Origin of the sequence: Deinococcus marmoris DSM 12784, from assembly GCF_000701405.1 — a bacterium.
GTDB classification, from domain to species: Bacteria; Deinococcota; Deinococci; order Deinococcales; family Deinococcaceae; genus Deinococcus; species Deinococcus marmoris.
The window spans coordinates 20,824-35,664 of record NZ_JNIV01000002.1 but is presented as its reverse complement, the minus strand read 5'-3'; the positions used below and the strand labels follow the sequence as shown (position 1 = coordinate 35,664).

Here is a 14,841-nt window from a genome sequence, read left to right as displayed (position 1 = left end):
GCGGTGCAGGTTCTACAGGTCAGCTCGCAAACCCATGAAAAGGGCCACCTCCGTGATTGGAGGTGGCTCTTTTCTTTCCTATCTTTCAGGCGAGGCCAGCAAGCCCTGGCTCTTTCCCTCAGTCCCGGCGGGGAGGCCGTCCGCCCCTGTCCCCGCCACCGGAACGCGGGGGACGCGCTTCACGCGGCGCGATCTTGCCTTCCAGCTCGGGGCGGATCAAGTCGATCTTGCCCCGGTCATCCACGGCCACGATCTTCACGCGCAGCTTGTCGCCCACGTTCATCACGTCTTCCACAGCGTTGACGCGTTCCTCGCTCATCTGCGAGATGTGCAGCATGCCGTCCTGGCCGGGGTACAGGTTGATGAAGGCCCCGAACGGCGTGGTCTTGACCACCGTACCGTCAAACTCCTCGCCCGCTTTAGCCTCGCGGGTGATGCTCATGATGCGGTCACGCACGGCCTCGGCGCTGGCACTCTCGGCACTGAACACGCGCACGGTTCCGTCCTCTTCCACCGTGATCTGTGCGCCCATCGCTTCCAGTTCGCGGATCTGCTTGCCGCCCGGGCCGATGACCTTGCCGATCAGCTCGGGGTTGATCTTCAGGGAGATGATGCGCGGCGCAGTGGGCGACAGTTCCGGGCGCGGCGCGGCCAGCACCTCGGCCATCTTGCCCAGGATGTGCAGGCGTCCGTCGCGGGCCTGGGCCAATGCCTCGCGCATGATCTGCGGGGTGATGCCGCCCACCTTGATGTCCATTTGCAGGGCGGTCACGCCTTCAGCCGTACCGCAGACCTTGAAATCCATATCGCCCAGCGCGTCCTCCAGGCCCAGGATGTCGGTCAGGACGCGGTACTTATCCCCCTCCATGACCAGACCCATCGCCACACCCGCCACCGGAGCCTTGATCGGCACGCCCGCGTCCATCAGCGCCAGCACCCCGGCGCACACGGTTGCCATGCTGCTCGATCCGTTAGATTCCAGCACCTCACCCACGATGCGGATGACGTAGGGGAACTCTTCAAAGCTGGGCAGCACGGCGCGAATGGCCCGCTTAGCCAGGTTGCCGTGGCCGATCTCGCGGCGCGACTGCCCGCCCATGCGCTTGACCTCGCCCGTGGAGTACGGCGGGAAGTTGTAGTGCAGCATGAACTTGTCGCCGGTCTCGGCGCTCAGGTCATCCACCAGAATCTCGTCACGCTCGGTGCCCAGCGTTGCTACGCCCAGCACCTGCGTCTCGCCGCGCGTGAAGATGGCGCTGCCGTGGGCGCGGGGCAGCGGGCGGGCCTCGATCCAGATGGGGCGCACGGTTTTGGAATCGCGGCCATCGGCGCGCAGATCGTCTTCCAGAATCAGGCGGCGCAGTTCCTTCTTCTCCACCTTGTTGAAGGCGTTCTTGAGGGCCGTGATGCGCTCCTTTGCGCCGTCGGCGTCGGGGTCCGGCTCGTACCCGGCGATGATGCCGTCGCGCAGGGCTTTGGTCCGGGCGCTGCGCTCCTTTTTCTTGACGGTCAGGAGGGCGTCTTTCAGGCCGCCCGCCTTGGCTTTCTCGGTCAATTCGGGCACCAGATCGGTGGTCAGGTCAGATTCTTCCAGGAAGTTGAACTTTTCCTGGCCCATTTCCTCGCGCATGGTCTCGATCAGCGAGATCACGCCCTGCATCTCGGCGTGGGCAAATTCGATGGCCCCCACCAGATCGTCCTCGCTGGCGTTCTGCGCCCCGGCCTCCACCATCATCACGGCGTCCTTCGTTCCGGCCACCACCAGATCCATGGGGCTGTTCTTCAGTTGGTCGGCGGTGGGGTTGATGACGTACTGGCCGTCAATCTGGCCCACGCGCACGCAGGCCGTGGGGCCAGCCCAGGGAATGTCACTCAGGGACAGGGCGGCAGAAGCGCCCACCGGTCCCAGCACGTCCGGCGAGTTCTGGCCGTCGGCGCTGATCACGGTGATGATCACCTGGGTTTCGTGGCGGTAGGTCTTGGGAAACAGCGGGCGAATCTGGCGGTCGGTGATGCGTGCGCCCAGGATGGCCTTCTCGCCGGGGCGGCCCTCGCGGCGGTGGAACGATCCGGGGATCTTGCCCACGGCGTAGTGGCGTTCCTCGAATTCCACCGTCAGGGGCAGAAAATCCAGCGTGCTTTTGTCATCGCGGGCCTGGGCGGTGACCAGCAGCATGGTGTCGCCGTAGCGCAACTGAACGCTGCCGCTGACCAGCTTGGCCAGTTTGCCGGTCTCGATGCTCAGCTCGCGCCCGCCGAGCATGGTGGTGTAGGTTTTTCCAATCATGAGCGGCAGTCTATCCCGCGCGGTCCCCGGTGAAGAGAAACCTTTCCCGCTGTGCGGTCCCGCCAACTCTTCATGCAGTGATACGGATCGCGGCGGCTCCCGACTTTGGCACGACTGAAAGATTTGGGCGGAAAGACAGGGCCGATGATTTGTGTTGCGGAGCGCATCGTGCGCGGCGTGCAGATGGGAATACGCAGATGGGAATACACGGTGCGGCCTGTCCGTCCCGAGTGCAAAGCGCCGCGTCTCTCTGTGCGGATCACCGGAACGCCAATTGTCCAGAGATCGGCACTCGGAGACTGGCGTTCGACACAGGCTGGAACGCGGGAGAGATGACTTGCCCACCATCTCTGCTCCATGCTCAAGGCTGGAGCTTGCGCCGTGTGTTCGGGGCACGCCTGCCGTCCGGCGTTGGGCAAACCTCCCGGTTTCCTTGAGCTGTCCCCCGTGTTAAGGCCGCGCGTGAAGCACTTAACAGCGGTGGGGCGGTGCTTGGCCTATGTTCAGCCCCCATGACCACTCATCCCTCCCGCCCCATGCGTGCGCGCAGTCTGGCGGAAAAACAGCAGCGCCGGGCCGATATCCTGTGCGCCGCCGAAGATCTCTGGACCACCACCCCCTACGCGGATCTGAGCATGAATCAGGTGGCCAGCGCCGCTCAGCTTGCCAAGGGCACCCTGTACCTGTACTTCGACACCAAAGAAGAGCTGTTCCTGGCGCTGGTGGACAGCCATCTGGCCGCCTGGATCACGCGCGCCGCCGCGCTTCTGGAAGAACGCCGTCCGCGCACGCCAGCGCAACTGGCCGACGCGCTGCTGGAGGCCGGGCAGGATTCCCACTCGGTGCGCCGCCTGCTGGTGCTGCTGGGAACGGTCCTGGAACGCCGGGTGCGCCCGGAGCTGCTCCAGGGCTTCTATCAGAACCTGAACGTGCATCTGGAACGCCTGCTGGCGCTGATGCCGCTGGAGCGGGAAGTGTCCGTGCGCGTGCTGCGCCACCTGTACGCCCTGGCCATCGGCTGGCAGCACCTGTCCGAGCAGCCTCAGCCCCAGAAGTTCCAGCCCCAAAAGCTCCAGCCCCGGCCAACTGACGCGCAGACCGGCCCGGCGCTGGGTCAGGGCTGTGTGCTGAGCGGCGGACAGCACGATGCCGATGAAGAATTTGGGCTGGCAGTGCGGGCCGTGATCGACCGCATGACCCGCGTCGCCGCGCCTGCCTGAGCTGGACGCTGCACCAGTTGGACGCTGCACCAGTGGCCGACACCCCATAACTCCATTTCTTAGCCATACGCTCCGCTGTACAGGGTTGTTCTTCCTGGGCGGAGGGGCTTTTTAGCCTGGGCCTGGGGCCTGCAAACCGCATCTCCGCAAAAACGCTGATGCGCTCCCGAAATGGCCCGGTTTGCGGGTGACTTGATCTGGCTGCTCTGAATACCTGTGCAGTCATTCCTCCGGTCATTCCAAAAAACCCTGTCTTTCCCGGTCTGCTGATCCAGCGCGGATGATCGGCGTCTATGATGGAGATCCATGAAACGAAACCTTCTTCTGATCGGCGTAGCCCTGACCCTGGCCGCGTGCAACGTGACGCCCGAAACCGGTCCCAAACCCGCAGAACCGGTATCGGTGACGGTGGTGGGCCTCAACGACTTTCACGGCAACCTGGAAGCGTCCAACTTCAGCGGGGTCATGATTCCCGATCCCAAGGACCCCACCAAGCAGATTCGCCTGATGGCCGGAGGCATCGAGGTCATCGGCGGTTATCTGGATCAGGAGCGGGCCAAGAATCCCAACCTGATTTTTGTGGGGGCGGGCGACCTGATCGGCGCGTCGCCGATTACCAGCAGTCTGCTGCGGGATGAACCCAGCACCATCGCCCTGACCAAACTGGGCATGAAATTCAGCTCGCTGGGCAACCACGAGTTCGATCAGGGCCTGGGGGAACTGCTGCGGATGCAGAACGGCGGCTGCGACAGCAACGACACCGCCAAAGCCTGCAAATTCGAGAACCCCTACCCCGCAGCCGGTTTCAAGTGGCTGGGCGCGAACGTGACCGACAAGACCACCGGAAAGCCCGTTTTCGAGCCATACGGCGTGCAGGAAGTGGGCGGCGTGAAGATCGGCTTTATCGGCGCGGTGCTTCAGGGCACCCCCAGCATCGTCAGCCCCGACGGCGTCAAGACGCTGGACTTTCTGGACGAGGCCACCTCGATCAACAAGTACGTCCCCGAACTCAAGAAGCTGAACGTGGACGCCATCGTCGTGCTGATCCACCAGGGCGGTCTGGCCAAGGACGGCTTTGCGGTCCCGGCCTGCGGCAACCTGACCGGCCCCATCGTGGACATCGTGAACAGGCTGGACCCGGCCATCAGCGCCGTGGTCAGCGGGCACACCCACCAGGGCTACAACTGCGTGGTAAAGGGCATTCCCGTCATTCAGGGCGATTTCTACGGTCACCTGCTGCAACGCCTGGACCTGACCGTGGACAAGGCCAACCACAAGGTGCTGGAAATCAGCGCGGCCAATGTGGTCATGGACCCCCGCTCTCTGCCCAAGGCGGCGGCCATGACCGACATCCTGACCCGCGCAAAGATGCTGACCGACGCCGTGAAGGGCGCGCCGGTGGGCACCCTGGCCAGCGCCAGCATCAGCCGCACCAACAACGCGGCGGGTGAGAGCGCGCTGGGCGACGTGATCGCCGACTCGCAACTGGCCGCCACCGCCGACAAGGGGGCCGTGATCGCATTCATGAACCCCGGCGGCATCCGCGCGGACCTGATCGCCAGCGCAGCAGGCAACACGGTGACCTTCGGCGACGTGTTCGCCGTGCAGCCCTTCGGCAACACGCTGGTGGTCATGGACCTGACCGGCGCGCAGATCAAGACCCTGCTGGAGCAGCAGTTCGAGAATCCTGACGCAACCAGCAGCCGCGTCTTACAGGTCAGCAAGGGCTTTGCCTACAGCTACGACTCCACCGCCGCCAAGGGCAGCCGGGTGGACGCGGCCAGCATCAAGCTCGGCGGCGTGACGCTGGACCCCGCCAAGACCTACCGCGTCACCATGAACTCGTTCCTGGCGGGCGGCGGCGACAACTTCCTGGCCTTCAAGGATGGCACCAACGTGCTGCAACTGCCCAACCTAGTGGATGTGGACGCCGCCGTGTCCTATGTCAAGGCCAATCCTGGCCTGGCGGCGGGAGCGCAGGACCGCATTACCAGGGCCAAATAAAGCTGGCGGTTCGCAACCCCTGACCTGGTTCAGAGTGAGAGAGGAGACGGTCTCACCTCCCGCAAATTCAAAAAGTGCGCGCCCTCACCCTGCTAAGGAGGTGGGCGCGCTTTCTCGTGCCGCCTGCCTTGACCGTCCCTTTGGAGGCGGATTCCCACGCGCAGCCCATGTACTATCCTCTGCGATACCGGACCGTCCACGTTGGAATCACTTCCAAACGCCCTCATCCTCGCAGGAGGTTTTCTGACATGACCCAGACCAATTCAAACCAGACCGCATCTGCGCAGCCCACAGCGGCACAGCCCGCATCAACGCAGCCTTCTTCAGCTCTGGCCCGCTCCAGCGGCGTTCTGCTGCATCCCACCAGCCTGCCCGGCCCCTACGGCATCGGTGAGCTGGGCGTCTATGCGCGCAACTTCATCGACTGGCTCGCGGACGCGGGGCAGAAATACTGGCAGGTCATGCCGCTGGGGCCGACGGGCTACGGCGACAGCCCCTATCAGGCGTTCAGTGCCTTTGCGGGCAACCCGTACCTGATCGATCTGGCCACCCTGCGGAGCGAGGGCCTGCTCCATGAGACCGACTTTGCCGCCACGCCCGTGTTCACGCCGGGCCGGGTGGATTTTGGCCAGCAATACATCTGGCGTAACCAGATGCTGGAGCGCGCCTACATCTCGTTCGTGGGTGGATTCGCCGAACATCTGACCCCGGATTTTGGGGCGTTCAAGGCCGAGGAAGCGGCGTGGCTGGACGACTACGCGCTGTTCACCGCCTTGAAAGCCGCGCACGGCGGGCTGCCCTGGAACGCCTGGCAACCTGCCGTGCGGGACCGCCAGCCGGAAGCGCTGGAACTGGCACAGAGCGACCTGAACGTGACCATCGAGCGCACCAAATTTATCCAGTTCCTGTTCTTCCGGCAGTGGGACGCCGTCCGCACCTACGCCCGCGAGCGCGGCATCGAGGTCATCGGCGATATTCCTATCTTCGTGGCGATGGACAGCAGCGACGCCTGGGCCAACCGCGATCTGTTCTATTTCGATGAACAGGGCCAGCCCACCGTGGTGGCCGGGGTGCCGCCGGATTATTTCAGTGAGACCGGGCAACTCTGGGGCAATCCGCTGTACGACTGGAAGGCCATGCAGAAGGACAACTTCGCGTGGTGGGTCGAGCGCTTTAAGGGCAGTCTCAAACTGTTTGACCTGATCCGCATTGACCATTTCCGGGGTTTCGCGGCGTCCTGGGAGATTCCGTTTCCCGCCGACACCGCCATGCACGGGCGCTGGGTGCCTGCGCTGGGCCACGAGATGTTCCAGGCCGTACGCGACGCGCTGGGCGTGCTGCCGATCATTGCCGAGGATCTGGGTGTGATTACCCCCGACGTGGAAAAGCTGCGCGACGACTTCGAGTTTCCGGGGATGGCGGTGCTGCAATTTGCCTTCGGGGGCGGCGACTTCGCGGTCAACGACTTCCTTCCCCACAACCTGCGCGAGAATCAGGTGGTCTACACCGGCACCCACGACAACGACACCACGCGCGGCTGGTGGGTCCACGCCGAGGAACTGGAGAAGCACAATTTCCGCACCTACACGTCTTCAGACCCCAGCGAGACCACCTTCGTGCCGCAGATGATGCGTCTGGCCTTCGAGAGCCGCGCCAATCTGGCCGTCGTGCCCTTGCAGGACGTATTCAACCTGGGCACCGATGACCGCATGAATCTGCCCGGCACCACCGGGGACCACAACTGGACCTGGCGTTATCACGCGGGCGACCTGCGCCCCGATCTGGCGAACAGCCTGCGGGCGCTGACCGAGGAAACCGGGCGACAGGGCAACTAGTCGGCAGTGGGGGAGAGGCAGGCGGTTCTCTCCCATATCAAAACCAAACCGTTGAAGACCTCTCTTGCAGGGGTCTTTTTTGCCGTTCCCACACCCCACGGCTCCCAAACCCACTACGCTGTGCCCCATGAAGCTCTACACCAAGACAGGCGACGGCGGCACCACCGGACTGTACGGCGCGGACCGCGTGAGCAAGACGCACCCGCGCGTGGAGGCTTACGGCACCGTGGACGAACTGAACAGCGCTATCGGGCTGGCCCGCGCCCACAACACCCGCAGCCACAAGCCAGATGCCACCCTGGACGCCGATCTGGAATACCTGCAAAACGCGCTGTTTGACCTGGGCGCGGACCTCGCCACCCGCCCCGGCACGGTCTACGAGAAGAAGCTCAGCCGGATCGACGCCGAGGATTCCACCTTTCTGGAGGCGATGATCGACCGCTATCAGGAGGCCGCGCCGCCGTTCACCGGCTTTGTTCATCCCGGCGGCACGCCCGCCGCCGCCACGCTGCACATTGCCCGCACGGTGGCCCGCCGCGCCGAGCGCGAGGTGATCCGCCTGCTGGAAGTGGAGGAGGCCAACAGGGAAGTGCAGATTTACCTGAACCGCCTGTCGGACCTGCTGTTCGTGATGGCGCGGGCTGCCAATCAGGCCGCAGGCATCGAGGAACACGCCTGGCTGGTCAAGGGACGGCGCTAGGCTGCCGGCTTAGCCGCTGCCAGAGATGACCTGAACGATCTCCCACGCGCCCGCTTCCGCCTGCTGAATGGTCAGACCGCCGTACCCCAGCAGCAGGGCGTTTGGTACGGCCCCGGCGAAGGTGTAGGTATCCAGCGTGGACACATGCACGCCGCGCCCCGAGAGTTCGGCGGCCACGGCCCGCGCGTCCAGCGGCGGGGACAGGAACAGGCAGACGTGCAACCCGGCCTCGATGCCGCCCAGCGTGGCGCGGGGGGCCAGCGGCTCCAGAATCCGGGTCAGCACCGCCCGCACACCGGCGTGCCAGCGGCGCGTGCGGCGGATGTGGCGGTCCACCTCGCCCGTTTTCAGCAGATGCAGCAGCGCGTGCTGGACGGGCAGCGGGTGGCCCGAATCCAGCAGCGTGCGGGCGCGCACTAGCGTGGGCATCAGCGCGGGCGGGCCGATCAGAAATCCTGTTCGTAGCCCCGGCGTCAGCACCTTGGACAGCGTGCCAAGGTAGAGGACGCGGCTGCCCTGCGGGTCCAGACTCGCCAGCGTGGGCAGAGGCGGCGCACCATAGCGAAACTCGCCGTCATAGTCGTCCTCCACGATCAGCGCGTCGTGCTGCGTGGCCCATTCCAGCAGGGCCAGTCGGCGCGGCACGCTCATGCGCCCGCCCAGGGGAAAGCTGTGGCTGGGCGTCACGTAGGCCAGCCGTGCGGGCGGCGTTTCGGGTGTGATGACTGGGCCGTCCCCGTCCTGTTCCAGTGGGATCAGGGTGTGTCCGGCGTCCAGAATGGCCTGCCGCGCGGCGCGGTAGCCGGTGGCCTCGAACAGCACCGCAGAGGCGGGGGGCAGCAGCCGCAGGATCAGGTTCAGGGCCTGCAAGGAACCCGCCGTGACCAGCACGCGCTCTGGCGTGGCACCCAGCCCGCGCGAGCGCCCCACGAACGCGGCCAGCGCCGCACGCAATGCCGGTTCCCCTGCCGGATCGCCGTAATCGCCCGGAACGTCGGCCCGCGCCGCCGCCGCCCACGCCTGTCGCCACGCCCGAAGATTCAGCGTGGCCGTCGTCGCCACCCCGGCCCGGAAGTGGATGCCTCCGGGCTGCCGGGGACCGTCTACGGGGGCAACTTGCGGAGGCACGAACCAGCCGGGTGCGCCGCCGTCCACACCTCTGGCCTGCGCCGCACCCAGCGAAATGCGCGTTCCCTGTCCCACCGCAGCCTCCAGCGTGCCGTCGGCCACCAGTTCGGCGTAGGCATCGGCCACCACGCCGCGCGTCACATTCAGTCCGGCAGCCAGCGTGCGCGAACCGGGCAGGGTCAGGCCCGCAGGCAACGCCCCTGACAGCGCCGCTGCCCGCAATTGTTCGGCCAGTTGCGCGTGCAGGGGTTGCTCCACGCCGCGTTTCAGATTCAGTGCAATGGGCAGTTCGCCCGTGAGTGGACTGCCTGGAAGTGGACTGCTCTGTTTGGTCTGAAGTGGAGCTTTTCGGGGGGCCACCATCGGGCTAGTGTAGGGGAATGAACCATGTTCGCGCCATTTCCGCTGCTGATGCTGCTCTGGCCCTGCCCGCCCTGCGTGAATTGCGTTCCCACTCGCCCGCACTTGAGGATGAGGCGAGTTTTGCCGCACATCTGGCCGCTGCCCAGGCCGAGGGCTACCGACTGGCGGGCGCATTCGAGGACGGACGCACGGACGCTGCCGCCGTCGCCGGATACCGCGTGATGGAGACGCTGGCCTATGGGCGAATCCTGTACCTGGATGACCTGTCCACCCTGCCGGATGCACGCGGGAAGGGTCACGCCCGCGCCCTGCTGGACTGGCTGGACGCCGAGGCTGTGCGCCTGGGTTGCGTCGCCCTGCACCTGGATCCAGGCGTCGGCCCCGCCCGCTTTACCGCCCACCGCCAGTACCTCAAGCACGGCATGAACATCACGGCACATCACTTTGCGAAGGAGTTGCTGTGACCGACTTCTACGATCCCCAGCAGCGCGATCCCAGCATCAGCCGCCGCCCGCAGAATCGCCGGGACGACGCCTGGATCCAGGAGTTGCTGGCCCGCGTGGGCATCGGACGGGTGGCCACCGTGTGGCAGTCGGAGGACGGGCAGCCCTTCCCGTTCATCACCACGCTGGCCTTCGTGTATCGCCCAGACACGCACGACATCGTGTACCACACCAACATCACCGGGCGGCTGTGGGCCAACGTGGGGCAGAGTCAACGCCTGGGCCATCCCACCACCTTCGAGGCCACGGAAATCGGTTGTCTGCTGCCCAGCAACAATCCGCTGGAGCTGAGCGTTCAGTACCGCAGCGCCGTGGCCTTTGGCACAGCCCGCCTCCTGACAGACCGGGAGGAAGCCCGTGAGGCTTTGCGCGTTCTCTCCGAAAGGTTATTTCCCGACTTGCAGATCGGCCAGCAGACCCGCCCGATTCTGGACGCCGATCTGGCGCGCACCAGTGTCTATTCGCTGGGGGTGGAACGCTGGAGCGGCAAGGAAAACTGGCAGTCCGCAACTGATCAGACCGAAGAGTGGCCCGCGCTGACGCCGGAACAGGCCCGCCCGCGTCCCGCCATTCCAAACCCCGTCGTCCCCGATGCCGCTAGAGTCAGGCCGTGACCCGTCAGGACGCCATCCAACTGTTTCTCCTTTCTGCCGTGTGGGGCATCTCGTTTCTGCTGATCAAGTGGGGCGGCGAGGTCTTTCCGCCGCTGTGGATGGCGCTGCTCCGGTGCGTGTTCGGCGCGGCGGTGCTGTGGCTGGCGCTGAGGCTGGGCCGCCACACGCTGCCGCCCACCAGCCTGTGGAAACCGCTGCTGCTGGTGGCCTTTTTCAACAACGTGGTGCCGTGGACCTTTTTTGCCTGGGGCGAGCAGACCGTGTCCAGCAACATCGCCGCCATCCTGAACGCCACCACGCCGCTGTTCACGCTGATCATCAGCCTGGGCGTGCGCGAGATCGTCCCCAGCGCCCGCGTGATCCTGGGCGTGTTGATCGGTCTGGGCGGCGTGGGTCTGACCGTGTTCGGCGGCCTGAGCGGCGGTCAGGCTTCTGTTCTGGGCATCAGCGTTCTGACAGCGGCGGGGCTGGGGTACGCGCTGGCGACGGTGGTGGCCAAACGCACGCTGGGCGGCCAGAATCCGGTGGGGCTGGCGACCACCCAACTGTCGCTGGCTGGAGTCATGCTGCTGCCCGCCGTACTGCTCGGCCCCGCGCCGTCCGCGCTGACTTCACAGGCCGTGCTGTCCATGCTGTTTCTGGGCGTGTTCGGCAGCGGTTTTGCCTACCTGCTCTACTACGGCCTGCTCGCGCGCGTGTCCAGCACGCAGGTCACCGCCGTCACCTATCTGCTGCCCGTCTGGGGCCTGTTCTGGGGCGCGGTGGCTGGGGAGCGGGTGGGCCTGCTCTCGGTGGTCGGTGTGGGCGTGATCTTGGCCGGGCTGGCGCTGCTGAATCTGCGGTCCAGACGCCCCCGCCAGCCTGCCCCGGCCTGACCTGTGGCTTCCTCTGACCGATAGGCTGGACACCTTACCGACTTTCCCATTGACGACGCCTACACTACAGGCACACGGAGGATTTTATGACCGCAACAACCCCTGAAAGCAAGACCAACAGCAAGTGGCTGGACGCCGAGATGAAGTACGACAGCGGCGTGTACAACAAGCATGAAGTGGTGATGGTGCGCGGCCTGGGCGCAACGGTGTGGGACGAGAACGGACGCTCGTACATCGACTGCGTGGCGGGTTACGGCGTCGCCAACATCGGCCACAGCCACCCGGACGTGGTGGCGGCCATTCAGGAGCAGGCGGGCAAGCTGATGGTCATGCCCCAGAGCGTGCCCAACGACAAACGCGCCGAATTTTTGCAGGAGCTGACGGGTGTGCTGCCCGCTGGCCTCGACCGGATCTTTCTGTGCAGCTCCGGCACGGAAGCGGTGGAGGCGGCCAAGAAATTTGCCATCACCGCCACCGGGCGCACCCGCTTCGTGAGCATGAAGCGCGGGTTCTCGGGCCGCACGCTGGGCGCACTGGCTCTGACCTGGGAACCCAAGTACCGCGAACCGTTTGGCGCAGCGGTGGACAATGAACACGTTTCATTCGTCACCTACGGCAACATTGAAGAACTGCGGGCCGCGATCACCGAGGATGTGGCCGCCGTCATCATGGAGCCGGTCCAGGGGGAAGGCGGGGTGCGGCCCAGCAATGTGGAGTTCTTGCGCGCGGCCCGCGAGCTGACCCGCGAGAAGGGTGCCCTGCTGATTCTGGACGAGATTCAGACCGGATTTTGCCGCACGGGCAAGATGTTTGCCGTGGAACACTTCTGCGCCCAGGAGTGCCAGGACGCCGACGGCATTCGCTGTGGCTGCCAGGTGGACAGCCAGTGTCAGGTGGTGCCCGACGGCATGACGCTGGCCAAGGCGATGGCCGGGGGCGTGCCCATCGGGGCCTTTGCCATGACCGCCGCCGTGGCCGACAAGATGCCCGCAGGCGGACACGGCACCACCTTCGGCGGCAACCCGCTGGCGATGGCCGCCGGTATAGCCGCCATCCGCGCCATGAAAAATGAGGGCATGGCCGAGCAGGCCCGCGAGAAGGGCGAGTATTTCATGGACCGCCTGCGCGCCATCGACTCGTCCAAGATCCGCGAGGTGCGCGGCATGGGCCTGATGATCGGGGTGGAACTCAAGGAAAAGAGCGCGCCGTACATCACCGCCCTGGAACACGACGAGGGCGTGATGGCGCTGGCCGCCACGCCGCTGGTGGTCCGTTTCCTGCCCCCGATCACGATTACGAAAGAACAGATCGACACCGTGGTGGACGCCTTTACGCGCGTGCTGAACGGCGTCAATCCCCGTGCCGAGCGTCAGGCCGAACTGGCCGCGCAGGCCGAGGAAAAACAGAGCGAGTAACCCCATCTGTTAACGAGGCTGGAGGCGGGTCTGCGGACTGGCCTCCAGCCTCCTTTGATGTCCGTATGGGGCGAACAGAGGCGAAAGACAGCCAGAAAGACGCGGCAGAGTGTGGAAATCCCTCAAATTGCGGGGGTGAACTTCCTTACACTGTGGGGTGTGAAGTTCTGGTTAGTGGGTATACCGATGGTGGCGCTCCTGGGTGGAGCGCTGGCCATGGGCGTGGCAGCAAGTTCCGATGAAAAACTCGCGCCGGGCCTGAGCGTGGCCGGGGTGGACGTGGGCGGCCTGACGCCGCAGCAGGCTATTGCCGCCATTGGTGAGCGCGCCGCCGCCGCCCCACAGGTCACGGTGACGGCGGGGCCGCAGACCTGGACCCTGGGGGCCGATCAACTGGGCTGGCGCGCCGACGCAGAGACCAGCGTGGCCGCCGCCGTAAAGGTCAGCGCAGCCCGCACCCTGATGGAGCGCGTTCAGGGCATGATCGGTCAGACGCAGCCGCAGAACTTTCCGCTGATTGCCGCTGTTGATCCTGCTGTGGCCAAGGTCGCCCTGTCCAGCCTGACCGCCAACCTGAACGTGCAGCCGAAGAACGCTGCCGTGGCCTTTAACAAGACAACCCTGAAGTACGCGCTGACTGCCAGGGACGCGCCGGGCCGCCAGTACGACGCGGCCACCGCCGCCAGCACCTACGCCGCCACGCCCACCGCCACGGCCATCCAGATTCCGGTCAAGGAATGGAAGGCGCAGTACACCGCTCCCGTCCTTCAGGGGTACGCCGATCGGGGCAACGCACTGATGCGGCCCTTCGGCGTCACGCTGGACGGAACCACGCGCAAGGGTGTGCTGACCCCGCTGCAAGTCGCCAACCTGTACTGGGTCAGGCCGCAGGGGATCGTCGCGGACGACGCGGCCATGAAACGCGCCTTTGCTCTGCTGACCGAATTTATCGATCAGCCCGCGCAGAATGCCCGTTTCGCCTTCGAGGGCGACAAACTGGTCAAGGTGCCCGAGCAGGCCGGGCGCGTGACCCAGAGCGCGGCCTACGCTGCTTTTCAGGCGGGCGTGCTGGACCCGGCTAAATCCAGCATGGTGCTGGCGTCCAAGAAGGTCAGTCCCAGGCTGAGCGCCGCGCAACTGCCCGACGCCAGCAAGCTGAGCCTGATCCACACCGGGGTCAGCACCTACTACAACAGCAGCCCCGAGCGCCGCGTCAACGTCGACAACGCCGCCGCCAAGATCAACGGTGCGGTCGTTCCCGTGGGCGGCACCTTCAGCTTTCTGGACAGTCTGGGGGGCATCACCGAGGGCAACGGCTTCGTGGGCGGCCTGATCATCGCGGGTGGGCGGACGGTGGACGGTCTGGGCGGCGGCGTGTGCCAGGTCAGCACCACGGTGTTCCGCGCGATGTACGGCGCGGGCCTTCCTGTCGAGGAACGCAACCAGCACAGCTACCGCGTGGGCTACTACGAGCCGCAGGTGGGCTTTGAAGCCGCCGTCTACGATCCGGGCCTGGACCTCAAATTCGGGAACGACACGGGCGGCCCGCTGCTGATCAAGACCATCAACAACGACGCGGGCAGCACGCTGGAAGTGCAGATCTGGGGCGTCAAGCAGACGCGCACGGTGGCGGTCAGCCCCGCCGTGATCCTGAACCGGACGGCGCATCCCCCTGCCAAGTACGTGGTCAATCCCAACATGCGCCCCGGCACCAGCAAGCAGGTGGACTGGGCGGCAGACGGCTTTAACCTCTACATCACCCGCACCATCAAGGACGCCAGCGGTGTGCGGACCGATAAGACCAGCACGGTCTACAAGCCGTGGCAGGCCGTATACGAGGTGGGACCGAGCTGAGCTGGTAGGCGTGGAATTGGACTAAAGCGAAGTGGGCCAGATG

At 65.5% G+C, this 14,841-nt stretch carries 11 protein-coding genes; 9 read left to right on the top strand and 2 right to left on the bottom strand.

Features of this window, described 5'->3' with window-relative positions; translation table 11 throughout:
* Positions 1-118: 118 nt before the first annotated feature.
* A complete protein-coding gene (gene pnp, locus Q319_RS0100890; RefSeq protein ID WP_029479846.1) occupies positions 119-2,287 on the bottom strand; it encodes a polyribonucleotide nucleotidyltransferase in 2,169 nt (722 codons plus the stop codon).
* Positions 2,288-2,799: 512 nt separating this feature from the next.
* On the opposite strand from pnp, the gene Q319_RS0100885 reads away from it, so the two are divergent.
* From Q319_RS0100885 to Q319_RS0100870, 4 genes are all read left to right on the top strand, one after another.
* Complete coding sequence (locus Q319_RS0100885) at positions 2,800-3,507, top strand: TetR/AcrR family transcriptional regulator (RefSeq protein ID WP_029479845.1); 708 nt, start codon at positions 2,800-2,802, stop codon at positions 3,505-3,507.
* Between the two features lie 306 nt (positions 3,508-3,813).
* On the top strand, positions 3,814-5,511 hold the full coding sequence (locus Q319_RS0100880; RefSeq protein WP_029479844.1) for a bifunctional metallophosphatase/5'-nucleotidase: 1,698 nt from the start codon (positions 3,814-3,816) through the stop codon (positions 5,509-5,511).
* Between the two features lie 248 nt (positions 5,512-5,759).
* Positions 5,760-7,346 (top strand): 4-alpha-glucanotransferase, encoded by a 1,587-nt coding sequence (gene malQ / locus Q319_RS0100875; RefSeq protein ID WP_081845824.1) that lies wholly within the window; start codon positions 5,760-5,762, stop codon positions 7,344-7,346.
* Between the two features lie 127 nt (positions 7,347-7,473).
* Positions 7,474-8,046: a cob(I)yrinic acid a,c-diamide adenosyltransferase gene (locus tag Q319_RS0100870; protein ID WP_029479840.1), complete on the top strand. Its 573-nt coding sequence runs from the start codon at positions 7,474-7,476 to the stop codon at positions 8,044-8,046.
* 9 nt (positions 8,047-8,055) lie between these two features.
* Here the strand turns inward: Q319_RS0100870 and pdxR are convergent, their stop codons facing one another.
* A complete protein-coding gene (pdxR, locus tag Q319_RS0100865) occupies positions 8,056-9,537 on the bottom strand; it encodes a MocR-like pyridoxine biosynthesis transcription factor PdxR (protein WP_029479838.1) in 1,482 nt (493 codons plus the stop codon).
* Between the two features lie 17 nt (positions 9,538-9,554).
* On the opposite strand from pdxR, the gene Q319_RS0100860 reads away from it, so the two are divergent.
* The 5 genes from Q319_RS0100860 to Q319_RS0100840 all read left to right on the top strand — a co-directional run bounded on the left by Q319_RS0100860 (position 9,555) and on the right by Q319_RS0100840 (position 14,798).
* Positions 9,555-10,001 (top strand): GNAT family N-acetyltransferase, encoded by a 447-nt coding sequence (locus Q319_RS0100860; protein ID WP_029479836.1) that lies wholly within the window; start codon positions 9,555-9,557, stop codon positions 9,999-10,001.
* On the top strand, positions 9,998-10,654 hold the full coding sequence (locus Q319_RS0100855; protein ID WP_051654984.1) for a pyridoxamine 5'-phosphate oxidase family protein: 657 nt from the start codon (positions 9,998-10,000) through the stop codon (positions 10,652-10,654). Before Q319_RS0100860 ends, Q319_RS0100855 begins: the two co-directional genes overlap by 4 nt.
* A complete protein-coding gene (locus Q319_RS0100850) occupies positions 10,651-11,529 on the top strand; it encodes a DMT family transporter (protein WP_029479833.1) in 879 nt (292 codons plus the stop codon). The genes Q319_RS0100855 and Q319_RS0100850 overlap by 4 nt, the downstream gene beginning before the upstream one ends.
* 86 nt (positions 11,530-11,615) lie before the next feature.
* Positions 11,616-12,944, top strand: coding sequence for an aspartate aminotransferase family protein (locus tag Q319_RS0100845; RefSeq protein ID WP_029479832.1), 1,329 nt, complete (start codon positions 11,616-11,618; stop codon positions 12,942-12,944).
* Between the two features lie 159 nt (positions 12,945-13,103).
* Positions 13,104-14,798, top strand: a complete 1,695-nt coding sequence (locus Q319_RS0100840) for a VanW family protein (protein ID WP_029479831.1) — start codon at positions 13,104-13,106, stop codon at positions 14,796-14,798.
* Positions 14,799-14,841 lie beyond the last annotated feature (43 nt).

What these genes read in the sequence shown, in the direction of transcription:
- pnp (WP_029479846.1), bottom strand. Translation starts at nt 2,287, where the DNA reads ATGATTGGAAAAACCTACACCACCATGCTCGGCGGGCGCGAGCTGAGC.
- Q319_RS0100885 (WP_029479845.1), top strand. Translation starts at nt 2,800, where the DNA reads ATGACCACTCATCCCTCCCGCCCCATGCGTGCGCGCAGTCTGGCGGAA.
- Q319_RS0100880 (WP_029479844.1), top strand. Translation starts at nt 3,814, where the DNA reads ATGAAACGAAACCTTCTTCTGATCGGCGTAGCCCTGACCCTGGCCGCG.
- malQ (WP_081845824.1), top strand. Translation starts at nt 5,760, where the DNA reads ATGACCCAGACCAATTCAAACCAGACCGCATCTGCGCAGCCCACAGCG.
- Q319_RS0100870 (WP_029479840.1), top strand. Translation starts at nt 7,474, where the DNA reads ATGAAGCTCTACACCAAGACAGGCGACGGCGGCACCACCGGACTGTAC.
- pdxR (WP_029479838.1), bottom strand. Translation starts at nt 9,537, where the DNA reads ATGGTGGCCCCCCGAAAAGCTCCACTTCAGACCAAACAGAGCAGTCCA.
- Q319_RS0100860 (WP_029479836.1), top strand. Translation starts at nt 9,555, where the DNA reads ATGAACCATGTTCGCGCCATTTCCGCTGCTGATGCTGCTCTGGCCCTG.
- Q319_RS0100845 (WP_029479832.1), top strand. Translation starts at nt 11,616, where the DNA reads ATGACCGCAACAACCCCTGAAAGCAAGACCAACAGCAAGTGGCTGGAC.